At 51.7% G+C, this 25,810-nt stretch carries 21 protein-coding genes; 17 read left to right on the top strand and 4 right to left on the bottom strand.

The genetic code is table 11. The features are described 5' to 3' along the window. Positions 1-117 precede the first annotated feature (117 nt). Entirely contained in the window at positions 118-1,284 is a 1,167-nt protein-coding gene (locus LOS79_RS21000) for a DUF4317 domain-containing protein (RefSeq protein ID WP_315412055.1), read from the top strand. 85 nt (positions 1,285-1,369) lie between these two features. After that, the gene (locus tag LOS79_RS20995) at positions 1,370-2,104 is read left to right on the top strand and encodes a hypothetical protein (protein WP_315412053.1); all 735 of its coding nucleotides are present in this window, start codon (positions 1,370-1,372) and stop codon (positions 2,102-2,104) included. Positions 2,105-2,115: 11 nt separating this feature from the next. Here LOS79_RS20995 and LOS79_RS20990 read toward each other — a convergent pair whose 3' ends face one another. Together LOS79_RS20990 and LOS79_RS20985 are read right to left on the bottom strand one after the other, a co-directional pair. Beyond that, entirely contained in the window at positions 2,116-2,709 is a 594-nt protein-coding gene (locus tag LOS79_RS20990; protein WP_315412051.1) for a DUF4304 domain-containing protein, read from the bottom strand. Between the two features lie 311 nt (positions 2,710-3,020). Further along, the gene (locus tag LOS79_RS20985; RefSeq protein WP_315412049.1) at positions 3,021-3,962 is read right to left on the bottom strand and encodes a helix-turn-helix domain-containing protein; all 942 of its coding nucleotides are present in this window, start codon (positions 3,960-3,962) and stop codon (positions 3,021-3,023) included. Between the two features lie 217 nt (positions 3,963-4,179). Between LOS79_RS20985 and LOS79_RS20980 the strand changes: the two genes are divergently transcribed. From LOS79_RS20980 to pcp, 7 genes are all read left to right on the top strand, one after another. After that, a complete protein-coding gene (locus LOS79_RS20980) occupies positions 4,180-5,211 on the top strand; it encodes a glycoside hydrolase family 88/105 protein (protein ID WP_315412048.1) in 1,032 nt (343 codons plus the stop codon). 1 nt (position 5,212) lies between these two features. Further along, entirely contained in the window at positions 5,213-7,375 is a 2,163-nt protein-coding gene (gnpA, locus tag LOS79_RS20975; RefSeq protein ID WP_315412046.1) for a 1,3-beta-galactosyl-N-acetylhexosamine phosphorylase, read from the top strand. A 243-nt stretch (positions 7,376-7,618) separates the two neighbouring features. Then, entirely contained in the window at positions 7,619-8,887 is a 1,269-nt protein-coding gene (locus LOS79_RS20970; RefSeq protein ID WP_315412044.1) for a helix-turn-helix domain-containing protein, read from the top strand. Positions 8,888-8,942: 55 nt separating this feature from the next. Continuing rightward, positions 8,943-10,112 carry a GyrI-like domain-containing protein gene (locus tag LOS79_RS20965; protein ID WP_315412043.1) on the top strand — a complete coding sequence of 390 codons (1,170 nt, stop codon included), beginning with the start codon at positions 8,943-8,945 and terminating at the stop codon, positions 10,110-10,112. A gap of 57 nt (positions 10,113-10,169) precedes the next feature. Continuing rightward, positions 10,170-10,940, top strand: coding sequence for a peroxide stress protein YaaA (yaaA, locus tag LOS79_RS20960; protein WP_315412042.1), 771 nt, complete (start codon positions 10,170-10,172; stop codon positions 10,938-10,940). Positions 10,941-11,100: 160 nt separating this feature from the next. Beyond that, positions 11,101-14,469, top strand: coding sequence for a HEAT repeat domain-containing protein (locus LOS79_RS20955; protein ID WP_315412040.1), 3,369 nt, complete (start codon positions 11,101-11,103; stop codon positions 14,467-14,469). A 58-nt stretch (positions 14,470-14,527) separates the two neighbouring features. Then, complete coding sequence (gene pcp, locus LOS79_RS20950) at positions 14,528-15,133, top strand: pyroglutamyl-peptidase I (protein ID WP_315412038.1); 606 nt, start codon at positions 14,528-14,530, stop codon at positions 15,131-15,133. On the opposite strand, the gene LOS79_RS20945 is transcribed toward pcp, so the two are convergent. Continuing rightward, positions 15,130-15,576, bottom strand: a complete 447-nt coding sequence (locus LOS79_RS20945; protein ID WP_315412036.1) for an acetyltransferase — start codon at positions 15,574-15,576, stop codon at positions 15,130-15,132. The genes pcp and LOS79_RS20945 overlap by 4 nt on opposite strands. 95 nt (positions 15,577-15,671) lie before the next feature. On the opposite strand from LOS79_RS20945, the gene LOS79_RS20940 reads away from it, so the two are divergent. The 6 genes from LOS79_RS20940 to LOS79_RS20915 all read left to right on the top strand — a co-directional run bounded on the left by LOS79_RS20940 (position 15,672) and on the right by LOS79_RS20915 (position 22,617). Beyond that, a complete protein-coding gene (locus LOS79_RS20940; protein WP_315412035.1) occupies positions 15,672-16,322 on the top strand; it encodes a hypothetical protein in 651 nt (216 codons plus the stop codon). 150 nt (positions 16,323-16,472) lie between these two features. Next, positions 16,473-17,600: an ROK family transcriptional regulator gene (locus LOS79_RS20935; RefSeq protein WP_315412033.1), complete on the top strand. Its 1,128-nt coding sequence runs from the start codon at positions 16,473-16,475 to the stop codon at positions 17,598-17,600. Positions 17,601-17,891: 291 nt separating this feature from the next. Continuing rightward, positions 17,892-19,415 (top strand): sugar ABC transporter ATP-binding protein, encoded by a 1,524-nt coding sequence (locus LOS79_RS20930; protein ID WP_315412032.1) that lies wholly within the window; start codon positions 17,892-17,894, stop codon positions 19,413-19,415. After that, positions 19,405-20,457 (top strand): ABC transporter permease, encoded by a 1,053-nt coding sequence (locus LOS79_RS20925; protein WP_315412030.1) that lies wholly within the window; start codon positions 19,405-19,407, stop codon positions 20,455-20,457. The genes LOS79_RS20930 and LOS79_RS20925 overlap by 11 nt, the downstream gene beginning before the upstream one ends. Before the next feature lie 66 nt (positions 20,458-20,523). Next, positions 20,524-21,510 carry a sugar ABC transporter substrate-binding protein gene (locus LOS79_RS20920; RefSeq protein ID WP_315412029.1) on the top strand — a complete coding sequence of 329 codons (987 nt, stop codon included), beginning with the start codon at positions 20,524-20,526 and terminating at the stop codon, positions 21,508-21,510. Positions 21,511-21,576: 66 nt separating this feature from the next. Then, the gene (locus LOS79_RS20915) at positions 21,577-22,617 is read left to right on the top strand and encodes an NAD(P)-dependent alcohol dehydrogenase (protein ID WP_315412027.1); all 1,041 of its coding nucleotides are present in this window, start codon (positions 21,577-21,579) and stop codon (positions 22,615-22,617) included. 281 nt (positions 22,618-22,898) lie between these two features. On the opposite strand, the gene LOS79_RS20910 is transcribed toward LOS79_RS20915, so the two are convergent. Further along, positions 22,899-23,762, bottom strand: coding sequence for an adenylyltransferase (locus tag LOS79_RS20910; protein ID WP_315412026.1), 864 nt, complete (start codon positions 23,760-23,762; stop codon positions 22,899-22,901). Between the two features lie 209 nt (positions 23,763-23,971). Here LOS79_RS20910 and LOS79_RS20905 point away from each other — a divergent pair, with 209 nt between their 5' ends. Both LOS79_RS20905 and LOS79_RS20900 read left to right on the top strand, forming a co-directional pair. Then, positions 23,972-25,549 carry an ArnT family glycosyltransferase gene (locus LOS79_RS20905; RefSeq protein WP_315412025.1) on the top strand — a complete coding sequence of 526 codons (1,578 nt, stop codon included), beginning with the start codon at positions 23,972-23,974 and terminating at the stop codon, positions 25,547-25,549. Beyond that, positions 25,527-25,784: a hypothetical protein gene (locus tag LOS79_RS20900; protein ID WP_315412024.1), complete on the top strand. Its 258-nt coding sequence runs from the start codon at positions 25,527-25,529 to the stop codon at positions 25,782-25,784. The genes LOS79_RS20905 and LOS79_RS20900 overlap by 23 nt, the downstream gene beginning before the upstream one ends. The last annotated feature ends 26 nt before the right edge of the window (positions 25,785-25,810 follow it).

Raw genomic sequence — 25,810 nt, 5'->3', positions numbered from 1 at the left:
CGTATGAAAGTGCACGAGGCTATACGCGCAGCGGCTTAAAAACCCCTTCTGGCGAACGATTTTTATTTCGTTTATACTGGGTTAATCAATTTAATTCCTAGGAGATGTGCCCAGAAGATGATCAAGAAAGAAGCCGCACATATACGTAAGCAATTCAAGATGGACCACGATCAGCTGAAGCTGTTCGACATTCTCAACGTGTATATTATGAAGGAAACCAATGAAATCTATCACTTCGAGCGCCAGCCGTTTGCCATGGTGGACCGGGAGAAGCAGGAGCTGTACATGGGCAATTTCCGCAAGCTGCTGACCGGGGAGCTGGACCATAAGCTGTTTGAGCTTAAGTTCATGGAGGAAGCGGAGGAACCGTCCCAGGTGATGCTGCATCAGGGGCTGGTAACCGGGGACCCGGAGGAATGGCAGGACCTCATGCTGATGCTCGTGGATAAAATGCTGGCCGATACTAAGTATGAAAAGGATGCCGTGGTCACGTTTGTCCGCGGACAATACTTCCGGCCGACCAAAGCACGCAATGACGAAGCGGAAGAAACCGGCAAAGATGAAATGTTCGCACATCCGTTTATTTTATGCAGCGTGAACTCCACAGAGCAGCAGCGGAAGACCATGCTGTTCGATTACGTGGAACGGGAATTCAAATACAATATCATGGTGGATCCGATTATCAAGCTGAGCACGCCGGAGCAGGGGTTCTTTTATCCGAGTGTGACCGACAATTATTCCGATGTGAACCGCATCTTGTACTGCACAGGTAGCTCCAATAATCCGAACCCGCATTTCATTGAACAGGTCCTGAATGCGGAGCGGTCCGTGACAGCAATGGAAGAGAGATCGATCTTCGAGGAGATTGTGAAGGAAGTGGCAGGTGAACAGATTGATGTAGCCACCATTGCCCAGGTCTATGAAGAGATCCATCAGGTTATTGAAGAGAATGCGGATGAGGAAGAGCCGCCGCGGCTGGATTACCGGGATGTGGAACGTGTGCTGAAGGTGAGCGGCGTGGAGGATGTGACGATGGAGAAGGTAGAACGCGCATTTGAGACCATCGTGGATAACAAACACTATGAGATGAAAGCCAGCAGTGTCATTCCGAAGTTCACCTCCAAATCGATCAAGATTGATACCAAGGTCGCTTCGATTACCATCAGCCCGCAGGATCTGCGGTATGTGCGGCAGGTGAATTATCAGGGCAAGCGCTGTATCATGATTGAGATTGATGAGGATGCGGTGATTGAAGGGTTCACGCTGGCTACAGAGAATTTGTAGACATCAGAGAGGTTGTAGCCATAGGCGCAGCCTCTTTATTTTTGGGTAAGAATAGATTAGACCGGTAGAAAGGAAGTTGTGCCGTATGAAGAAGAATGCGCTGATTTTATTCTATGTTACTCTGTTTGCTGTCGTCATGGTGCTGCTGTTCGGGTGGGGCCTGCCTGTGGTGTTGCAGTTTTATCTCCATAACATGTACATAAAAGCAATTACACTGCTGCTCATCTTCAGTCTTGTGGTGCTGTCCAAGCGGTTTACGTGGAGCAACAATATTGTCTATATCATCGCGGTCTTCACGTTCTTCAGTATGATGATCGACACATCAGGCAACCCCATTACAAACAAACCGCTTGAATGGATCGTGTCTCCGGCGGGCGAACTGCAGGTTGAGCAGAATATTGATAATTATGCCCCCGGTGAAATTGCCATCACGGATCATATGGCTATTCTGAAGCCGGGCGGGGAGCTTGTTGCGCTTAGCACAGTATGGCTGTACCTGTACCGGTTCGTACAGTATCTGGTTCTGTATTCTGTCGCGGGGACCCTGCTTGGGCTGGTTATCAGAATGATGCCGCAGCGGGGAGTCCCGCTGATCCGGACGGCAGAGGAGCCGCTAACCGCAGAACAGGAGCGGCTGGTATCTGCCGAGATGAAGCGCCGCGTGGAAGCAGAGAGTGCCCTGCAAATCCCTCCTGAGGATATACAAGCATCTGCCCTTCAGCTGAAAAAGGACGGAAAGCTCATTCCGGCGATCAAGCTCGTCCGCCAGCATTCCGATATGTCGCTAGGCGAGGCCAAGCAGTACGTGGAGCGATTATAGGCGGGCTAAGATTATTCTTCGGATTCGCTCCAAATCGCTGCGTATTTCTTCTCCCAGATCGTCCAGCGCGGTTCGCTTCCGTATTTCGCCCGCAGCTTGAGCAGATACTGATCGGCCGTTTCACGGTCGCCTGCGTGCAGCAGGAAACGGAAGGTTTCTTCGCTTAAATGCAGCGCGGTCCTGTCCATATAATAATCCACAATTTCTCTGGCGCCTGTCATGGTGTGCATGAACATGAGCGCTTCCTCTAAGTGCTGCAGAAGCTCTGCTGTGAATTTGTCCGCATCCGTATCAGACGTCAGGGAGTAGCGGTCAGGAGCAGCGGGGACGATCTCAGCGATCCGCACGGTGAAATGGGGGTTCTCTCCTGGAGGCGCTGTTTTGGTCGGACGGGCTTGGAAGGGCTCAAGTCCGATAGAATAAATGCAGCAGTTAACGTAGAACATGATCTGATTCCGCGTGTTCCCGGCCAATTTCTGCAATTGGAAAGAGTAGAACTGCGTTCCCTCTGCTTTGTAGAAGAACAGATTTTTCTTGGAGTAACCGTGTCCCGCGAAAAAAGGTTTGACCTCGTTCTTGATCAGTTCCTTGAACAGCTGCTGCATGGTGAACCCTCCCTTTTTGAAATTAGTTATAATTTTACCGCTATATTATAAAAAATCCTGCATAAAATGCAACAATGTTCTCGTTAAAACGGCCTAAATCGAGATTTATTGCATAAAGTGCAGGATTTCCTCACGGCGAGGCTTCATAGCAGGGGAATTCTTGTGTTTTGTACAACAATCCGTGTCACCACCCCGTTATTCATGTAGCATTGTTGCAAAACCTGCAACATTTACCCCAACTTAGCATGAACTCAAGACACTGCTTGTGCTGCCGGACAGCAGGCCGGAGCATATCCGCTGTCTTCGATGAACTATACCCACCCCGTAAACTCCAGAATACTGGCCTTCGCCGATTGCGCCTCAGATTGTGCTCCTTTACGCCACTCCTTGGGCGAGACACCCATCAGCCTCGAGAAGCAGCGGTTGAAGCTGGAGATGGAATGGAACCCTACCTTTTCAGAGATTTCGAGAATAGAATCCTCCGTGCTTTTGAGCTGCTTGCAGGCCTCTTCAATCCGGGTGCTGCTCAGGAAATCGAGCGGTGCGCTGCCCATCATTTCATGGAATTTCCTGCGGAAATGGGTGGTGCTCAGGTGACATAATTCGGCCAGAAAGTCGATAGACATCGCTGTCATATAATTTCTCGTGATATACTCCAGCGCCGGCGAAATGGCGAAATCACCCTTCAGGTTATGCTCCGCCTCCTGGCCGGCCAGAGCTTCGTTTGTGGAATGAATTCTCAACAGCTCGATATACAGGGAGAGCAGCAAGCCGTAGGCATTTTCCTGATAATAGGGCTTCTGCAGCAGCAGCTCCTCTACAACCGACGTAGCCAGCGTATAGACCTTGGGATATTTCTCCTTGTTCAGAATACAGCTATTCCCCTGCACCGCCCACAGGTTCGGCTCGAAGCCGGCATAGGCGCTTTTGAAGGAATGCTGGAACAGCTCCTCCGGTGAGAAAAAGAGATAGGACCACAGACTGGCCTCCCCCGGCGAACTGTAGGTTGTATGGGGCAGATACCGCGGCAGGAAAGTCACATCACCGGCGGCAAAAGGGACAGATTCCCCCTTAATCTCCATGATCCCGCTGTCTGAATAGCAAATGCCAATCTCCAGGTGGTTATGGAAATGCAGGTGCTCGCTTTTGATATCGGATATCTTCCAGCGTTCTCCGCTAAGCAGCAGCACAGGGAAGCTGATCGGCAGGCTGTAGTGACGGTATTCGATGACGGGCTTCTTTTTTCTGGGCATATTCGTGGCACCTGCTTCCGTTACATAAATTTAACTGCTTAAATATGAACCTGATGAAAGGTTAATGATATAAATGGTCGAATCTGCGCAGTTTTGCTGCGAATATGCTTAGATGTAGAACATTTTACTGCTTACAATAGAGTCTGTAAAGCGCTTGCATAACCTGAACGGATATTAAGCCCCTAAGGGGCGAACGGGACAAGAGAGGGGTATTCAGATGCTTCAAGTAGAGTACAACCGGGAAGAGATTCTAAGTATTATCGACAAGGTAACGAATAAAACGCTGGCGATGGACCTGACGTGGGACTGGCCGTGCGGGGTGGCTTATTACGGGGTATCCCGGGCATATCAGATAACAGGAAATAAAGAAATTCTGGACCGGCTGGTACAGTGGGCAGATGAATATATCGAGCTGGGACTGCCGGACTGGACCGTCAATACATGCGCTATGGGGCATATGCTGATTACCTTATACGAAGCGACAGGGGAGCAGAAGTACTGGGATATCGCCATGAGTAAGGTGGATTATATCCGTAATTCTGCGCTGCGTTTCGGCGACAACGTGCTTCAGCATACCGTGTCCGTCTCGAATGACTTTCCGGAGCAGGCCTGGGCGGATACGCTGTTCATGGCGGCCTTCTTCCTGCTGCGTGTAGGCAGCAAGCTGAAGGATCAGGAGCTGATCCAGGATGCCCTTAACCAGTATTACTGGCATATCAAATATCTGCAGGACCCTGGCACAGGCTTCTGGTACCACGGCTACAATAATGTGAAGCAGGATCATATGTCCGGGCTGTACTGGGGCAGGGCAAATGCCTGGGGGGCATACACGATGTCACAGGTCAAGCCGCTGCTGAAGGACTGGTATCTGTACCCGCAATGTATGGATGTGGAATGCTCCCTGCGTGATCAGCTGGCGGCACTGAAGCTGGTGCAGACGGAGAACGGACTGTGGCGGACAGTGCTGGACGATGAGGAATCCTATGAAGAGGTATCGGCCTCCTGCGGAATTGCGGCGGCGATGATTAATAACGGCAACCCGCTGCATACCAAATATGTGCAAAAAGCGTTAAAGGGCATTCTGGCGAGCATCAGCGAAGATGGCCGGGTGCTTGGCGTATCGGGCGGCACAGCTGTCATGAAGGACCGGGAAGGCTACCGCAATATCCCGAAAGACTGGATTCAGGGCTGGGGTCAGGGCTTAGCGCTGGCTTTCCTGTCCGATATGCTGAAGGCGGGAGGGAAATAAGTTGAGTGGAGCATCCAAGGGAGCCTTCACCCTGCCGGGCGAATCCGGTTATGAGGCATTGACGCTGGAGCTCGCCGAACGCTGGGGAGCCGATGTTATCCGTGATAGTGACGGCACACAGCTGTCGGGTGAGATTATTAATGCGGGGTACGGCATTTATTCAACCATCTGTATTATCCGCGACCATAATGAGTGGGCGTCCCGTAACCAGGACAAGCTGCAGCAGAGCTTCCTGATTACGAATCCGAAGGTAGCAGTACAGGATTACCTGTCGGTCTACCTGATGGAGGATTTCTTCGCGGAGCAATTCAGAGTCAATGATTCGCGTGAAGCGTTCAAGTACTGGCAGGTGTATGACCGGACGACCAGTGAAGAGGTGCCAAGAGAACAGTGGAATTATGACCGCGAATCAGGCAATGTGGTCATCACCGGGATTGCCCCTTGGCATAAGTACACGGTGAGCTTCATCGCCTACCGGATCTGGGAAGAGATCTCGATGTATAACCATACGACGAATAACTGGACCAAGGATCATCTGATGCAGATTGATCCGATGTACATGGAGACGCAGGCGTACCTGCTGGAGTGGATGGAGAACTGGTGCCAGCAGCATAGGGAAACAACCGTGGTGCGCTTCACTTCGCTTTTCTACAACTTCGCCTGGATCTGGGGCAGCAGTGAGCGCAACCGCCATCTGTTCTCGGATTGGGGTTCGTACGATTTCACGGTAAGCGCCAGAGCGCTTGATCTGTTCGCGAAGGAATACGGCTACAGCCTGACGGCAGAGGATTTCGTGAACGGCGGCAAATACCGTGTCAGCCACATCCCGGCAGAGCAGCGCAAGCTCGACTGGATGGCGTTCATCAATAACTTCGTAATTAAGTTCGGCAAGCAGCTGATCGACATTGTGCATAATCACGGCAAGCTGGCGTATGTCTTCTATGATGACAGCTGGGTGGGGGCGGAGCCTTATAATGACCGTTTCCAGGAGTTCGGCTTCGACGGGATGATCAAATGTGTATTCTCGGGGTACGAAGCGCGGATGTGCTCCGGGGTCAAGGTGGACACCCATGAAATCCGGCTGCATCCTTATCTTTTCCCGGTCGGTCTAGGAGGGGCGCCAACCTTCATGGAAGGCGGAAACCCTACACTGGACGCCAAAAACTACTGGATCAACATCCGCCGCGCCCTCCTGCGGGAGCCGATAGACCGGATTGGCCTGGGCGGATATCTGCATCTGGTGGAGGGCTATCCGGACTTCTGCGAGTATATCGGGAAGATTGCCGGTGAATTCAGAGAAATTAAGGAGCTGCATCAGCAGGGCAAGCCTTATCAGGTGAAGACGAAGGTGGCTGTTCTGCATTCCTGGGGCAAGCTGAGATCGTGGACGCTCTCCGGTCATTTTCATGAGACCTACATGCATGATCTGATTCATATTAATGAAGCGCTGTCCGGCTTGCCGGTGGAAGTGCAGTTTATTGATTTCGCGGATATCCGCCAGGGCGTGCTGCAGCATGTGGATGTGGTCATTAACGCCGGAGCAGCGGGCTCAGCGTGGAGCGGCGGGGATCACTGGAAGGACAGCAAGGGCGTGGACCTGCTGACCCAGTGGGTGTATGAGGGCGGAGCTTTTATCGGGGTCAACGAGCCTTCGGCTGTGCAAAGTTATGATCATTACTTCCGCATGGCTCATGTGCTGGGAGTGGATGAGGACACCGGTGCAAGAGTGGTTCATGGCAAGTGGGCGTTCTCGGCCAGCGATGATCACGGCCTGATTCCTGACGGAGCGAGCATAGCACCGAAGAATGGCGTGTATCTGACAGACGGAGCGGCTGAGGTGGTGAGTGAAAGTGAAGGTAAGATCACATTGTCTATCCATAGCTTCGGCAAAGGAAAGGGCATTTATCTGCCGTCATTCAGCTTTAACTGGGCGAATACCCGCTTGCTGCTGAATCTGATCCGCTATGCGGGCGGTGAGCTGGAGGAGACGAAGTACATCCCTGACAATCTGTATACGGAGTGCGCCTATTATCCGGAGAGCAAACGGCTTGTGGTGATCAACAACAGCGACCAGGTACAGAGGGCGTCGATCGAGACGGAGTATGGAGTGTATACGCTGGAGCTGGCTCCGTTTGATACGGTGATTAAGACGATTGGGGAATAGTGTGAAGCAAGAAGCTCAAGCCTGCCGGGGAAGCGGGGCTTGGGCTTTTTGGTGTTGTATGGGGTGTCTAACTTGAAAATGAAGAATCTATATATTGGAAAATAGGGAGAAGGAGTTCCCGTAACCTCTGTGGAATTAAAAAGTAAATCCGCTGAAGCTTCAAGCAATTTGGAGCATCTCGCAGTAACTTGAAATATCTTGCAGTAATTTAAGTGTACGGCAGTCACTATACGGAGGACATCAATGAACAAATCCGCCCGTTTCAGGCAATCCATCGACTTCATCGAGAAGCATCTGTACGAGGATATTCCTCTTGAACAGGCTGCACAGGCCGGGTATACGTCACTCATGCAGCTATACCGTGAATTTTATACCTATACCGGCCATTCGGTAAAAGAATACATCCGCAAGCGCAGATTGTCGGAGGCACTCGGCTTAATCAAGTACTCACAGCTCCCGCTTGCCGAGATCGCCTATACTTGCGGCTACAGCTCACAGCAGGCTCTTTGCAAATACGTGAAATCCTCCACCGCGATGACACCACTGGCGTACCAGAAGAGCGAAGCCAGCTATTACTTCCCCAGATTCGACAGCGAACCCGTAAGACAGGTAACTGTAACGGCAGAGACTATCCCCAAGACATTACACATGAAATTCTATCATCCCAGACAGCAAGGCATAGAACAGCAGGCGGTAGATGCACTGCATGTTCACTTACCCGGATACCAGGGCAGACTCTTCGGCAGAGATGGAGAGCCGCAGGACGGCTTATTCTGTTACAAGCTCGCTGTGGAATACGATTCTGGCCTGGTGAACAAGCTCATACATACGATTTTTGAAGAAATAACTGTGGTTCCAGAACTCAGTTTAACTTTCGCGAAGACGGCTGTCAGGAGTGATGATAACGAGATCGGACTGGCGTGGGATTATCTGTATTTAAAGTGGCTGAGAACCAGCATGTTTGAGCAGGATGACGGGCATTATTTCGAAGAGTATATCTGTAAGAGCGGTGAAGTGAAGAAGCTGGTGCTGTATATGCCGGTGCGGAAGCGGACGGATTACGACAAGATTAGCGCAGCGGTCTGTGAGGACAAAGCGTTCCTGGTGTCAACCCGGGAAGGCGATGGGGCAGAGGAAGCAGCAGCTGGCGCGGTGATGAAGGTTCTGGCGCGGCATCATCCGGAGATGATCAGAACGTTAAGGGAGTTCTATGTGACTCAGCATGGCAGCAGCTGCACCTGCGGGGTAAGGCTGGAACAGCCGATAGAGCTTCCACTGGACACTGGCCTTGAAGTATTGCAGCTTGCCGCAGGCAGATATGCGGTGCTTGAGCGCGTGAATTACAGCGACAGCGGGGTGTTCATCATTCTTTTGGAGGCATGGATACAGGAGAACGGCTGGTGCAGAGAGGATCAGCCCGCGTGTATCACCTATGAGACAGGAGGCCAGGCTGAGTCGGACGCAATAATGATGAAGGTGTGGATCAAGCTGAAAGATGTTAAGAACGGATAATATTTCGGGCGTATATCTTTGTATAGTGAAATTACATAGTGAAGGGAGCCGAACAATGATGAACTTGAGAAAACATGTACAGCCGGAGCAGGCATCCGAAAGCTATAGTCCCCGGGTCAAGCCGGCAATTCTAAGAATGGTGGAGGAGATTAAGAAAATGGAAATCGCGAATGAGGTGCAGGTAGAGCAGATTACGGAGCTGTGTAGTATCGTGGACAGGCCGGAGATGAAGGTGGTGGGGATTGCGCTGCCGGTATCGTATGAGAGCCGGGGTTACGGCGGATATTATGGCTTTGAGCATGCGAGCTGTACACTGAATGACTACTTTTATACGAAAAAGCTGATTGCTGAAGGAGATATGACACTGCTCTCCAGCCTGATCAGCCGGCAACTGAAAGGCAAGGAGATTGTCACTGTACGTTCAGAGGTGCAGGGCGACGGCAACTATAAAGTGCTTGTAGGTTATGAAGTAGACAGCTTCGACGGATTGCCCGGGCATCTGCCGGAATATACGGAGACGCTTACCGTACCGGCCTGCCGCTATGCCAAGGTTCTGATTAACGAGGGTAAACAAGCGGAACGGATCGGCTATGATGAGCGGATGCATGCAGATGAATATTTTGTCGGGGAATTCCGTAATGACACCAGCTACGTGTACAACCCTTCCGGACTGAGCTTCAATACATATGACGAGTCGGGGGATATTCTCACCAAATACGAACCCGTTATGATTGCGGATAATGCTGAGCAGCGGTTTGCCTCCATCCGCTTCAAGGCGGTGACGTTGCCGGACATGAAGATAGCCTGCAGCATGACGCCGCCTGATTCGGAAGAGTTTGTTATTACCAAATATTTCGGGGTGCAGGATCAGGTGTTTGCCACCGAGGCGGCCAAATATTATCTGCATGATTATTACGGGTTCGCATTGGATAGCGGAGAGGAGGGCAAGTACAATTCCTGCTTCGGCACAAGAGTCAGCAGCTTCGATTCCATTCCCGGATGTGTAGAAAAGATTACGTTACCCGGAGGCATCTACCTGCATATTACCCAGCTTGAAGTGAACGGTGATAATCCGGGGATACCGTATGACATCACATTCAATTATCTGGATGAGCTGTTCTTCAGCGCTAACCCGGGGTATACCCGCGACTGGAGCAGGCAGGTAATCGCCCGCTTCCGGCAAGCCAACTGCGCTTCGGTATTTGTACCGCTTGGACTTGAATAAATGTGATAGGATAGGAGTACATTTATTTTCCCTGCGGGGATAAGACAAGGGAGCAGCATGAGAATCATAATATCGCCTGCCAAGAAGATGAAGACCGATACCGATTTCCTGGAGTGCCGCGGCCTGCCGCAATTCACCAGCGGGTCGGAAATCCTTCTTGGCTTATTACAGCAGCTAAGCTATGAAGAAGCCAAGGCACTGTGGAAATGCAATGATGCTATCACAGCGCTGAATATGGAGCGGATCCGGGAGATGGATGTCACCCGTAATCTGACACCCGCGCTCTTCGCCTACGAGGGGATACAGTACCAGTACATGGCCCCCGGAGTCCTGCAAATGAAGGAGCTGGAATATCTGCAGCAGCACTTGCGGATTCTGTCCGGGTTCTACGGGATTGTCCGGCCCTTTGACGGGGTGGTTCCGTACAGGCTGGAGATGCAGGCGAAGCTTAGCGGCCCCGGATTTGGCTCGATCTATGAGTTCTGGAACCGCAAGCTGGCGGACCAGCTGTGTACAGAGAGTGATACCCTTCTGAATCTGGCCTCTAAAGAATACAGCAAGACCATCTCTCCCTATTTGGGCAAGAACACCAGGATGATCAGTGTGGTATTCGGACAGGAGATCGGCGGCAAGGTGGTGGAGCGGGCAACCCTGGTCAAGATGGCCAGAGGCGAAATGGTCCGGTTCATGGCCGAGCAGCAGATCAGCCGGGTGGAGGACATCCGGGACTTCAGCGGCTTCGATTTCAAATTTGCGGATGAGCTGTCGGATGAGCGTACGTATGTGTTTGTACAACAGCGCGGAGCCAAGCATGAAACAGCTGAATAGGTAAGACAACGGGTAACCCTGAGGACGGCTGAATCGCCGGCTTCGGGGTTGCTTTTTTAAGCGGGAACAGGATTGTTAAATTCTAACTTTTAGAAGGGGATAGATCGGGGTATAGAGAATAAAGCTGAAGTGGAATAAGAACAGGTGCAGGAGGCGACTGATGAAGCTAACAAGAGATCCGCTGGACAAACAGAGCTTTCTTAAGGAACTGGATTCCCTGGGGTATTCGGATAGAAGCAAGAAAGTAGCCATTCTGGGCCGGGAACATCTAGGTTCCGCCCGGTATTCAGAGTTACTGTCCTCCTTACTGGAGGATGGTGCGTATGAAGCACGACTGGCCCTGACCGGTGCCATTGCAACACTGGATGTCCCTGTGATTCTGTCCGCGCTGCGGCATCCCCTGGCAAGTATCCGGAATACTGCTGCAGGTCTCTTGGCCAAAGTGGCCTCAGAGGAAGAGATTGAACGTGAGCTTCCCGGAATGTCACAGGATTGCCGCCGCAAGCTGCTGCGCACGATATCCCAGTTGAACCGCAGGGAGTTGGCGGAGCGCATACTGCCGGTGGTTCATGCCCGCTCGGGAGCTGAGGAGGCGGCTATTGTCCTGCAGGCCTGCACTCCGGCAACGGTCAGCCAGTGGCTTGGTGAGATCGGATACGCGGTTAAGGACTGGAAGAAATTGGCCATCCGGCATCTTGATGTGGTCGCGGTTTATTTCGTAACGACGCTGGAGGATACACCCCTCCGGGAAAAAGGGCGTGTCTGGTCGCGGTTCTCTTCCGCAATGGAGCTATTATGCAAAGAAAAGCCGGAGCTGGTGCTTGCGAATGCAATGACTAATGGACCTATGGGCAGTATACATCCGGCGTTTAAAAAACAGCTCGGCCCCCTGGTACGCCAGTATCCCGATGCAGTGTATCAGCTGCTGACACAATCTGAGCTGCGGAGCGATCTGATCAGGTATGGTGTTCCTGAGGGTGTCCTGAAGCGCAAAAAATACCTATCCTTAGAGCAGTGGACGGAGCTGGCCAAGCTGCTTGCAGATTATCCTAATCATATAGCAAATTTGCTTTATCATATGGCGCCTTCCAGCCGCAGAGAGATTTTTGATGCCGTGTATCCGGAGGATAAGCGCAAGGGGCGTATTTTCCCGGATAAAATACTGTATGTATTGCCGCATGCCTTGCGTGACGGGGAAGCGGCCCGGATGCTGGACCTCCGGGAAATCCGGGATGACCGGGAGCGGACACTGAGAATAACAGCTTGCCGTTCTATCCGGCATTCCCGGGAGAAGCTGGAACAGGCAGCGCAGGTATCCAGTGCAGACGAACGCGGGGCTGCGCTGATGCAGCTGATCCGGAGCACGGCACTTTCGCGGCAGGGGATGCAAGAGACGCTTGTCTACCTGGGCCGGATCAGAAATGACCAGGACCCCGTTCGCGGCCTAGTGTTCAAAGCGCTGTCGGAAAGTCCGGCGTCTGCCTTCACAGATAGCGATGTGCCGCAGCTTGAGGTGCTGGTGGATAGTGTTATCGATGCCAGGGATACTTCATATGGTACGAAGTATTCCGTTCAGCAGCTGGCCTTTGCTATTCTGCGGCATACTGCCGTGCAGCCTCATAGCGGGCTGTTCAGGTTCGCCTTGGACACGATTACCAAGCTGGCCCGGCAGAGCGGGCAGCTCTCCCTTCCATCCTTAGAGAGGAACATGCCTAAGGGGGTAGAGGAGCTTATTTTTGATGAAATCTATACATTAGCTGCCCAGGCGGGACGTAGAGAGAATTACAATCTGCTCTTTAGCCTGGCTAACTCTTTCGGTACAAGAGGGCACGGCATTCAGAAGCTTCAGCATCTGCTGGAGGAAGCTGCAAAGGTGAAGTCAGAGTCTACAGCCATGCAGGCGGCAAGATACTGGCTTGCACCGCATAAGACGCGTGATGCCAGAGTTAAGGAATTACTGTCTTTGGACAAATCGTATATCAAGATCCAAGAGGTGTTCCAGCATCTGCATCTGAGACGCCAGGAATGGCTCGATCCGTTTATTTCAGGGAATGCCGTTAAAGGGCGTTTCCTGTCCGGCAAGACGATCTATCTTGTTCCGGCGGAGGGCGGATTCTACAGATGGCTGCCCCGTCAGCAACAGGCTTACCAAGCATTGCTCGACAAAGTCGTCTCTGATCCTAAGCGTAACCTGTGGGAGCGTGCAAGAGCCATCCGGATTATGGCGGGTATGCCTGACCTCAGACCGGACAGGCTGTTCGGGCTTGTACAGGATAAGGAGGTAGCTGTAGCCGAAGCTGCGCTGCATGCCCTGTCGCTGACGGAAGAACCGGAGAAGGTGCTGCCTGTCCTGCTGGATAATCTCGACGGGGACCGGGCCCGTGTAGCCATGTACTCCATACCGCGATGTATCCGCAGAGTAAATCCGGAGTTATTGACGGCTATGCTGAAGGAGCTGCTGCAACGGGACAAGCTGAAGATTACGGTGAGAAAAGAGGCCGTCCGCTTACTCGGTGCGTACAGAAGCGGCGACAGCCTTCCGCTGCTGCTGAATGAGTTCAGGAAACCTAAGACGCATAAGGACGTAATCATCGCGATCGGGCATGCTGCGCGGCAGCTTCTGGATGATGAACGCAGCTGGGGCATTCTGGAGGCGATGGCGGCTTCCCCGCAAACGGATATTGTTCTTAGCATATTGTCTGAGCGGCCGGCTAATCTTCCATTGGACTACAGACCGCGATATTTGGCGTTAATCCTTGCCATTGCTGGACATGCGGATATCTTTGCAGGCAGACATGCGTTCATTGCCATGCTGCAGTGGACCAGTGGGCATGAAGCTGTGATTGCCGCTGCTACCGCCCGGGCTATCACGGATTTGCAGGATGATGCCAGGTGGGAGTTCGCCATGATTACGCTGGTAGAGACCTGCCGGGATGGTAAGGTCAATGACGTGATCATTAGGGTATGCGGGGAGCTGGCGGGTGCGGCGGGAAGAGAGGAGTGGAATGCCGCATCTACAAGAGATCTGCCTCACCGGCAGCGCCTTCTGAAGCTGGTGAACCAGCTGACTAGTTTACCACGGATTACACGGATGAATCTTATCCCGCTGTACACGGGCATCGCTGACTGTCTGGCCGCCAATGAAACTTTGCAGCAGGCTGTAGTGAAGCTGAATCTCGCAGTCATAGACTGGAATGATGTGGAGGCATCCGCCGCTTATGTGACCCGGATTGCCCGCTGTATTGCCAATCAGCCACTGCTGCTAGGGGATGCCTATGATCAGTTAACACATCTTTTAGAAGATGACAGAGGATATTGGAACGCTGAGACGCTGCTTACAATCGTAGATCAGCTAGGGGCTGATGGTGCGGGGGATGAGCCGGCGTATCTTGGGCTGGCGCTGCTTGAAGCCGCCGGACGTACGCTGCTCTGGACTCCGGAGCCGGCAGACCGGCTGAGAGCCTACAGGCAACACGGGAATATTGGGGTCCGTACGCATGCGATGAATATTTGGACCAATACAGAGTGAGCTCAGCTAACCGGAATTATGAGCGTACATTATATGTTACGGAAGAGAGGGCAAACCCATGAGAATCCTCATTACAGGCTTCGAGCCGTTTGGCGGAGAGCAGATCAATCCCTCTCTCGAAGCGGTACGGCGTCTGGAAAGCCAGATTGCCACTGCAGAGATCATCAAGCTGCCGCTTCCCGTTGTCTTTCAAAAGTCGGTGGAACAATTGATCTCAGCTATCGAAGCGGAGCAGCCGGATGCGGTAATTTGTGTCGGACAAGCCGGCGGGGTCAGCGGAATTACGGTCGAGCGGATTGCCGTCAATCTGATGGATGCATCCATTGCCGACAACGAGGGTTACCAGCCGGAGGATATGCCGGTTCTGGCGGGCGGTCCGAATGCTTATTTTTCCAGCCTGCCGGTCAAAAAAATAGTTCAGCGCATTAAGGAAGGCGGCCTTCCGGCTTTCCTCTCGAACAGCGCAGGAACTTATGTGTGCAACAATCTTATGTATGGTCTGCTGCACCATATTGAACAGAATGATCCGGCAGTCCGCGGCGGGTTCATCCATGTCCCTTACATCCCTGAGCAAGTACTGGATAAGCCGGGTAAAGCAAGCATGGCGCTTGATGATATTGTCAGGGCTATCGGGATTGCTGTCCGGGCTGCCACGGAGGACTAAGTAAACAGCTTCATATGCAGAATCGGAAACGGCTGGCCCTGCTCATCTGATTCAGACCTGTCATAGACCTGGAAGCCCAGATGCTCATAGAACCCGGCCGCCTCCGGATTCTGTTCATTCACATCCACGTAACGTACGTCCAGCGTATGTATGGCGTGAGTGACCAGCTGTTTGCCGATCCCCTGTCCCCGGACAGCCGGGTCCACGAACAGCATTTCGAGCTTGGCATCCTGAATCCCCATGAAACCAAGCGCATGCTCCTGATTCCTGTAGACCAGCAGATGGGGGATATGCTCAATACCCTGCTGAACCAGCGGGCGCAATTCCGTGATATTCTGTTCGGTGAGAAAAAAGTGCGTCGCCCGCACAGCACCTTCCCAAATACATACCAATTGCTGCGATACTTCTGGAGTTCTGTCTGTAATGCTGTGTATCTTATTCATGAATTTTTAGGCCTCCTGGTCAGTTTGCCTTGATTATAGCATGGGCAATAGGAGTGTCTGAACCAAAACAAACCTTCACATCCTTAAAAAGTGAGATGATTCGTATGAAATCCAAAGCCAGCGTCATTAAGTTTGGCGGAATCAGCCTAATTCTTGCCGGGATCCTATTCTTTGTTCAGTATCTCTTCATGCTGCCCCTGCCAAGTCCGCCGCTTACGGATACAGGGCTAATGTTCTGGCTGCAGGAATGGCGGTTCAATATCTCTATGGCCGATGAAGTATTAATTTTTGCTGCGTTGCTGTTAATCCCTTCAGCCGTGGCCTTGTACCGGGTACTGGTAAAGGTTAGTCCTATTCAGACTATGCTGGGCTGCGGCCTGCTGGCGGTTAACATTCCTGTCTATCTGTTCCTGGTCATTATTCTGGGCAGGTGGGTATATCCCGTGTATGAGATTGAGCTTTCGCCTGACCTCTACAGGCTGGTCATCAGCCTCTATTACGGAGGCATGCATTGCACGGCTCTTATTCTGGGCGCAGCTACGATACTTCTCAGTCTGGTTACCCGGAAAAGCGGGCTTGGCAGGTTCACAGCTTACCTTGGTCTTACGGCCGGGATCTTCGATTTCATCGGTTCCTTTCCCTGGCTGATCGGGACTGCGGTGATGTTCACCTCACAGCTGCTGTCCGCTGCCTGGTTTGTTCTGCTGGGCGTACAGTTGCTGGGCAAGACACAGTTGGATGACTAAATTCTGGGATGCTGCTGTAGCGGGGGCTCAACTATGATTTAATTCTATTAGTGAAATAATTCACAAAATAAATTGCAAATGTTGGCTGGATTGGTTATTATACATATATACATTAATAAAGTACATTTGTAAAAGTCGGAGGGAAGATGAATGGCGACACATCGTTTGAACAGTATGGAATTAAAAAAGATGAACCGCAACGCCATTTACCGATATATGTACACCCAGCAATCGGCCTCCATTCAGGATATTGCCCAGGCGCTGAATCTCTCTCTTCCTACCGTTACACAGAACCTGAAGGAGCTGCAGGAAAGAGAACTGGTTGTGGAGAACGGGTTATTCGAATCCACAGGAGGGCGCAAAGCGAAATCCCTGGCGTGCAACAGTGTAGCGGGCTATGCCATCGGGCTTGATGTGACACGGAACCATGTCGGCATTGTCATGATCGATCTTAGCGGTAAGGTCGTCAAGAACGTGAGGAACCAGTTTTCTTTTGCCAATAATGAGGTGTACTTCCAAGGGGTCGGCCGGCTGGTGGAGGAATTTGTAGAACAATGCCGGATTGACCGCAGCAGAATTCTCGGGGTGGGAATAGCACTGCCCGCGATTCTCACAGCTGACCGCAGGGCGGTGAGCTATGCTACGGTTATTGATTTTCAAGGGGGAAGTATCGAGCGGTTCGCTGAATTCATTCCTTATCCCTGTATCCTCAGCAATGACGCGAATGCGGCAGGCTTCACCGAATTATGGGGAGAGAAGGATATTCATAATGTAGTTTATCTCTCGCTTAATAACAGTGTGGGCGGCTCATTTATTGTAGATAACCAGATCTATGCCGGAAAGAACCACCGGGGCGGGGAGTTTGGCCATATGACCATTATGCCTGGGGGCCGGACCTGCTACTGTGGGCAGAAGGGCTGTGTAGATGCTTATTGCTCAGCGAGAATTTTATCGGACAGCACGGGGGGGAGTATTGTTGAATTTTTCCGGCTGCTGAAAGAGGGCAATGAGCCGCAGCAGGCCATCTGGGAGGAGTACCTGGACTATCTGGTGGTGACGATTAACAATCTGCGGATGCTGTACGACTGCGATGTTATTCTCGGCGGCTATGCCGGTGCCTATATGGAGGATTATATCAATACGCTCCAGGGGCTGGCCGCCCGGAAGAACACCTTCGAGCCGGACGGCAGCTACCTGCGGGTCTGCAAATATAAGCTGGAGGCCACTGCCGTGGGCGCCGCCCTGGAACTGGTGACCGATTTTATCGACAGTATTTAATGTGCCAATCGAATAGCTGAATTTCGGGCTCCTCTGGACGAGGGACGTTGCTGCTGCTGCGGCTTCGCCTTCTCCGGGGGAGCTTTTTGCATCCTCAGGCATTTGTGAAAAAAAGAACTTTGTATGCGGTTACATTTGTTGCGGTTTTCGTATTGACTTCAAGCAAATTCACGCTATAATCTTATTAAGAAGGTTTTGTAAAAGTACTTTAGTAACAATCGGAGCAAGTGAAAACCTGGTATCAAGCGGCAGCTTTGGCGGCAATAAACGACATCATTTGGAGGGAAAGGAATGGAACAGAGCATTAAACTCAGGGTATCGCAAATTGAGAAATCCTTTCCGGGGGTTAAGGCGCTAGACAAGATTGATTTTTCGGTGAAAAAAGGAACGGTGCATGTCCTGTGCGGCGAGAACGGTGCAGGCAAGTCAACGCTGATGAAGATCATCAACGGGATTCACCAGCCGGATGGCGGACAGATCTTTATAGATGAGAAGCCGGTCAGAATCGGCAATCCGCTGCAGGCACGGAGCTTAGGGATCTCGATGATCTTTCAGGAACTCAACTATGTGCCGGAAATGACGGTGGAGGAGAACATCTTCCTCGGCAATCTGCCGGCGAACAGATTCGGCAAGGTAGACTGGAAGCAGGTCAGAGAGCGGACGGCGGAGCTGCTGCAGACGGAGAATCTCCCGTATTCCCCTACAACGCTGCTTAAGGACTTAACGGTGTCGGATATTCAGATGCTGGAGATTATGAAAGCGATTTCTTATAAGTCGGATATTATCATCATGGATGAACCGACCTCGGCGATTACCCATGAGGAAGTCGATAAGCTGTTCGTGAAGATCAGGGAGCTGCAGGCCCGCGGCGTCAGCATCATCTACATATCGCATAAGCTGGACGAGATTTTTCAGATTGCCGATGAGATTACCGTATTCCGTGACGGGGCTGTGGTGGAGAGCCATCCTAAGGAGAAGCTGGATATAGAGACTGTAATCTCCCTGATGGTCGGGCGCAAGCTGACGAATACGTATCCGAAGGAGCCTGTGGAGATTGGTGACACACTGCTGAAGGTCGAGAATCTGAGCGGTGCCGGAGGCTACCGGGATGTCAGCTTCCATGTGCGCAAAGGGGAAATGGTCGGCTTCGCCGGGCTGATCGGGGCAGGCAGAACCGAGGTGATGCGTTCCTTGTTCGGGCTTGATCCAATCGCCTCAGGGCATGTCTACATCAAGGGGCAGGAAGTGACCATCAAGAATGTGGAGCAGAGCATCAAGCACGGGATGGTGATGCTCTCCGAGGACCGGCGCCGGTACGGCATTATTCCGATGCGGTCCGTGAAGGAGAATACAACCCTTTCCTCCCTGAAAAACGTGTTCTACCGCTTCCGGCATCATGCCAAGGTGGAACAGGATATCGTAGCAGAGATGTTCCAGAAGATGCGGGTAAAGACCCCCTCCATGGATACCGTTATCGCTTCACTGAGCGGCGGCAATCAGCAAAAGGTGGTACTTGCCAAATGGATGATTCTGAATCCGGATATTCTGATTCTCGATGAGCCGACCCGGGGGATCGATGTCGGGGCCAAATACGAAATCTATAAGCTGATGACCGAGCTGGTTAAAGAGGGCAAGGTGGTCATCATGGTCTCTTCCGAGCTCCCCGAGCTGCTCGGGATGTGTGACCGGATCTACGTGATGAACAAGGGGACAATTACCGGTGAAATCAGCCGGGAGGACTTCTCCCAGGAGCAGATTATGAAATACGCGACCGGAACAACAACATCAAATGAGGTGAACCGAAGTGAAAGATAGTATAAACTGGGGCCAGTTCTGGACCACATTCAAAAAGACGTACAGCATCTACCTGGTGCTGCTGGCATTATTCATTGTCTGTTCCTTTGCCAATCCGAACTTCTTATCCGTCAATAACCTGACGAATATCTCTACCCAACTGGCGGTGACGACAATTCTGGCATTCGGCCAGACAATTCTGATCATCAGCGGGATGCTGGACTTGTCCCAAGGCTCTGTACTGGCGCTTTCCGGGGTGTTTGCTGTATCCGCTTACAAGTCCACCGGCTCATTCACTGTTGCTATCCTGACAGGTATCGTGACCGGGATTGTGTGCAATATTCTCAATGCGGTAATGGTGAGCACCTTCAAGACGCCGCCGTTTATTGCGACACTGGCCATGCTCACGATGGCCCGCGGGGTCGCCCTGCTGTTCACAGAAGGCCAGAATATCCTGCAGCTGGGGGATTTCACTGTGCTAGGCCAAGGCAAGCTTGGATTCATTCCGATTCCGGTGCTGTTCCTGATTGCCTTCGCCTTCATTACCTGGTACATCCTGCGGCATACCAGATTCGGACGCTCGCTGTATGCGGTGGGCGGAAATGAGGAAGCCGCCGCCGCCTCCGGGATCAATGTATTCAAGGTAAAGTATATGGCGTTTATCATTAACGGTGTTTTTGTCGGGGTAGCCGGAATCCTCTTCATGTCCCGCGTGAATGCCGGACTTCCTAACGGAGCGATTAACTACGAATTCACCGCGCTGACAGCAGCGATTATCGGGGGCACAAGCTTCTCCGGGGGGATCGGCTCAGCAGGCGGCACACTGGCCGGCGCCTTCATTGTAGGGTTCCTGGATAACATCATGAACCTGACCAATGTCGATTCCTACATGCAGCAGATTATCCGCGGCGCCATTATCGCCTTGGCGGTCATCTATGATATCCGTTCCAAGAACCGCAGAACCAAGAGCACTCTGGGCCGGATCGAAGATAAGAGCGGGAAGAGCAGCGGCGGCAGGGGCAGCGGACGCAAGGGTAAGCAGATACCGGGAAATGCGAAGTAACCGTAAGGATTCAGGGAACCGGATTAAACAGCAATGCTGTTTAAAATAAATAAAAGGGGAAATAAAATGAGAAAAATATGGATGACCGTAGTTTCAATACTGTTGGTAGCAGGCCTTTTAGCAGGCTGCGGAAACTCTAATTCTTCAGGGTCGGCAGCAGATAACAACGGTGAAAAGGTATATAAGATTGCCTATATCGCCCGTGCCCAATCTGACTCCTTCGCCGCCTGGCTCGCAAACGCCGTGAAGGAAGAAGCGAAGAAATATCCGAACATTAAGCTGGAGGTTTTTGACGGGCAGGCCAGTGACGATAAAGAGAACTCCATGATTGAGAATGCCATCACCAATAAATTCGACCTTGTAATTGTACAGCCGAATAATGGTGAAGCTCAAAGACCTTATGTAGAGAAGGTAATTGCGGCCGGCAAATTTGCGATCACTACCAACGCCCGCATTTCCGGAATCGAAGGCGCCTCCAGCGTGGATGCTGACCCATATGAGCAGGCCGGAGTTAACGCCCGTGCAGCCATTGATCAGATCCCGCAGAATGCCAAGGTGGTCGTACTAAACGGTCCTTCCGGTAACTTCCATGCGGACAAACGCAGAGAGAGCTGGCAGAAGGAATTCTTCGACAAACGTCCGGATGTAGAGATTGTGGGCGAGCAGATTGCCAACTGGAACAAAGACGAAGCGATGAAATACATGGAGGACTGGGTTCAGGCCAATGACAAGATTGATGCGGTGATCTCCATGAACGACAATATGGCGGCTGGTGCAATTGAAGCGGTTAAGGATAATTCCAAGTTCAGCGGGATGCTGGCTTATGGTGTGGACGGAACGGCTGAAGCTTTCCAATTGATTAAAGAAGGAAAAATGACCTCTACCTGTCTGCAGAATGCATTTGAGCTGGCAGAGAAGCTGCTCGATACCAGCAATCAGCTGCTGACCGGCGCTGAAAAGCAGGTTGACACCGATATCGGCAATCCGCTGATTGCTAATGATAACGTAGAAGAGTACATTGCCCTGCTTGAGAAGGCGGAAGCTTTGAAATAATCCGCATAGACTGCCTGACGGTCAGGTGAACCATACTTATACATTAATATTTTGGAGGAGTAACCGATGAAGAACAGAGCTTTTTATATGACGGATCTGAAGAAGCTGGAAATGAGCGAAATTAACATGCCGGTAGCCCGGGAGGGCGAGGTAATTGTGAAGCTGGAGTATGTCGGGATTTGCGGCTCAGATGTACACTATCTGGAGTATGGCCGGATCGGCGACTTCGTGGTAGACGGTGATTTCATCCTGGGGCATGAATGCGCCGGTGAAGTGGTGGAGCTGGGACCCGGAGTGAAGCATCTTAAGGTAGGCGACCGGGTGGCCCTGGAGCCTGGAGTAACCTGCGGGCAATGTGAGTTCTGCAAGAGCGGCAAATACAATCTCTGCCCGGATGTGAAGTTTCTGGCAACGCCGCCTTACCATGGCTGTCTGATGGATTATATGGCCTTCCCGGAGAATATGGCGTTCAAGCTGCCGGATAATGTCTCTTCGGAAGAGGGGGCGCTTGTAGAACCGCTGGCGGTGGGGCTGCATGCTGCAGCGCAGGGCGGAATCAAGCTGGGGGACAGAGTGGTGATTCTGGGGGCCGGCTGTATCGGGCTTGTAACCCTGCTGGCCTGCAAAGCCTACGGGGCTACGGATATTGTAGTGGTCGATATTATTGAGAAGCGGCTGGAAGCGGCGAAGAGACTGGGTGCTTCCCGGGTGATCAATGCCAAGCAGGAGGATGTGCTGGAAGTCATCGCTGCACTGACGAACGGCGAGGGTGTCGATAAGGTTATCGAAACGGCAGGCAGTGAGCACACTGTGAAGCAGACGCCTTACCTGGTTAAGCGCGGTGGAAGCATTGTCCTTGTCGGCCTGGCAGCCAAGGATATCATTGACTTCGACTTCATGCAGATCATGTTCAAGGAAGCCGATATCAAATCGGTGTTCCGCTACCGTAACCTGTACCCTGCCGCCATCGGAGCCATTGCGGACGGCAAGATCGACGTAAAGGGCATTGTGACGCATGAGTTCAACTTCGAGGATACGCAGAAGGCGTTTGATTTCGTCATCGACAATAAAGAAGATGTGGTGAAGGCTGTAATTAAGATGGGCTAGGACAGATTCAAGCAAATTAAGCAGATTAAAGCATCCCCCTTTAGGCAGACTCTCCCGCCAGCCATGGTATTATGTGGCGGCTGGAGAGGGCCTGGAGGGGGTTTTGCAGTAGTTGGAAAAAAGGCACTTAATTCAGGACTAATCATCCAAAATAGAGAGAATGCACGAAATTAAATGACGTTTATCCAATTAATTCCGCCTAACGCTCCAAAAAAGCAGAATTAAGATATGTTTTTCCAACTATATAAGTCGCCTTAAGTATTGAGCCCGAAGCTTGGACGCTACTGCTGTGAGCATTTGGACTCCCACGGGCCGGAATCCATTCTCCGGTAGAAATATGACATGATCTGCTGAACGGTTCCCCCGGGATAAGCAATTCCTTTGGCTACACAGATCTCTTCGGCATCCTGCCTGAAGAAGGGCAGACTCCGTCTAACGGCGTCTTCCAGCTCATGAAATTCGGCCTTGGCAAAATAAGATGTAAGATGCTGCTGCTTGTCCTCCGGCACACATAGCTTCACTTTACTCTCCCACGCCCCCCAGTCTAATGTGTCATAGTAGCTTAATAGCAGGTCTACATGGGCATGGAACAGGATATCCATGTTTTTGATGATTTTGAACATATCTTTGCGCTTGAAGTATTTAATCAGCATCTCCGTATGGAACCAGTAGGTGTCCATAGCCCGCACTGTGTCCGGGAGTTCCTGGTCTGTCCGGTAGCCTTTACTCAGGAATGCAGCGGTTTCACCCGTTCTGTCCCAGAAGATATGCTCTTCCGTACATCCCTTGCAGTGCTGCCGGCACATCCAGGCTTCAGGATAATCTGCATTAATAATGAAGAAATCAAACTGGTGCAGCTGCTCGCCTATACGAATCAGACTGCAGTAATTCTTGAAATACGCATCGTTAAAGCTTTCCCCCCAGAAGATTAACAGCTCATCCGCAGCCTTGGCGAGAAGGGCTGGAACCTCCGCAGCAAAAGCCTCGAAATCTTTATCGGCCACAAGAACAACGGGATCATAATCCGAATAGATATCATCTGTCCCTCTGGTAACAGAGCCGTAATGCCAGCCTCCCTTACAGCGCGGGTCCTCTTGAAGCATGGTGACAACTTTGTTGAAGGCTAATTCCAATTGTGCGTGCATGACAGCACTTCCATTCCTAATTGATGCTGTCATAGTAGCACAACAGATATGGAAAAGATTGCACTTTTCTGATCAGTTATTGCTGATTATCGCCGTGACAGATACATCCGCCTCTATCTTCATCTGACTTTCAGGTTCACTGTTTATAATGCTTTTATCAATTGAGGCATGTGTGATTCTGGACTTAATGCTGCCATAAGGAGGTACTCATGGTAAAAAGTATTCAGCGGATCTTGTACATCATACTGGCCTGCTTTCTCGGGCTGTTCATGGCCTCCTCCTTCTTCATTAGGGCGAAGTATAACTATGCCGTCTACGGGGATACCACGGTGCTGGAGAACCAGCAGCCGCTGCTGTTCATCGCCTTGATTGCCGCTGTGCTGGGAGTGAGCCTCCTGCTGTACAGGCTGTGCCTGAAGCTTAATAAATACAGCCGGAGAATTGTTATTCCCGCTGTTCTTTTATTCTCTGCGGCTATTCAGCTTGTAATCATCTTCCTGTTCACCCGCATGCCTACGGACGATTCGCAAACCGTGCTGTCGCTGGCCTGGGATATGCTATACAACAAGGATTATTCATCTTTCCAGTCCGGCGGATATCTGTATATGTTCCCGTTCAATTTCTCCATCGTGCTGTACCTGAAGACGCTGCTGCTCCTGTTCCCGGATAACTACCTGGTGATCAAAGCCTTCAATATCCTGTTCTCACTGGTCACCACGTTAATGATTTATCTGCTCTATAAAGAGCTGAATACCAGATCGCGAACCCCTGATTATGGGGTGCTGATATTCGCCGCAACCTTTGTTCCGGCCTTGTTCATGAGCAACTTCATCTATAATGATGTGATTGCGACTGCACTGCTGACAAGCGCCTTGTACTTCGCCGTTAAGTTTATCCGCAGGAAATCCATGAAGGATATTCTGTTTGCGGCCATCCTGCTGGCCCTCGGCAACTATTTCCGGAGCACAGGCACGATCTTCCTGATCGCGGTTGTTCTCTGTCTGCTATTTAACCTGCGCAGCCTTGGCGTGAAAAAAGCCGTTGCTTCCATAGGTATCACGCTGCTGTTGTTTGCCATTCCCGGGTGGACGCAGAATGCGTTACTCCAGGCAACAGGTATCGTGGATGAATCCCCGTCCAGTAATTCTGCACCGGTCTACATGTGGCTGAATATGGGGATCAATCTGGAGACGCTCGGCTTCTGGGATAACCGGGAGAGCTATAATATCTATCAGCAGGATGCCGGCTACAATCAGGCGGAAAGTGTGGAGCTGTTCAAGGCGTCCATCAGAAATAAGCTGTCGAGCGCTTCCGCAGGGGAGCTTGCCGGAATGTATTACAAAAAACTCATATGGACCTGGACCGAAGGGACGTATCAGTTCGAGCGGTACGGACTCGGGAATGACGGGGATTCTATCCGCAGCGGAAGGAGCGGCTTTGTGATGGACCGCTATATTTATTCCACCTCTGCATCAAAGCTGTTCAAGGGAGCTTCAACTTACCGGAGCGGGCTGATCTGGATTGTATATGTGCAGAATTTCCTGATGTATGGCTTCATTCTGTTCAGGCTGGTCACCGGCATCCGGGCCGGACGGTTTGGGGAGACCTCCCTCATCCTGGTGCTTCTCGGGTTCATCGGGTTCTATCTGCTGTGGGAGATTAAGGTCAGGTATCTCTATCCGGTATATCCGCTGCTGATTATCCTGTCCGCTCTGGGCTTCAAGGATGCCTATGAGCTTGTGACCGCGAAAGGGGGGATTAGGCATGCGGCTGAATCTGCGGAGTAATCTATCTTTCATCACATTAATAGTTATGCTGCTTAGCTGTTCGCTGCTGCTCACCTCCTGCGGGGCGGTTACCGCACAGAAGATTTCAAGCTCCGATTTCAATTCCAGATCAGGCGGTTTCCCGGGGATGAACGGCGGTAACAATTTTAACGGCGGCGGCCAGGGAATGGACCGGGGAAGCACGCGCAGAAACAGCAGCCAGGGGACAGAGGGGAGGGCGGGCAGCCGGCCGTAATGGGGATAACGGAGGATAGTGCTGGC

The sequence above is a fragment of the Paenibacillus sp. MMS20-IR301 genome (genome assembly GCF_032302195.1).
GTDB lineage: Bacteria > Bacillota > Bacilli > Paenibacillales > Paenibacillaceae > Paenibacillus_AQ.
This window is presented reverse-complemented; position numbering and strand designations above follow the sequence as displayed.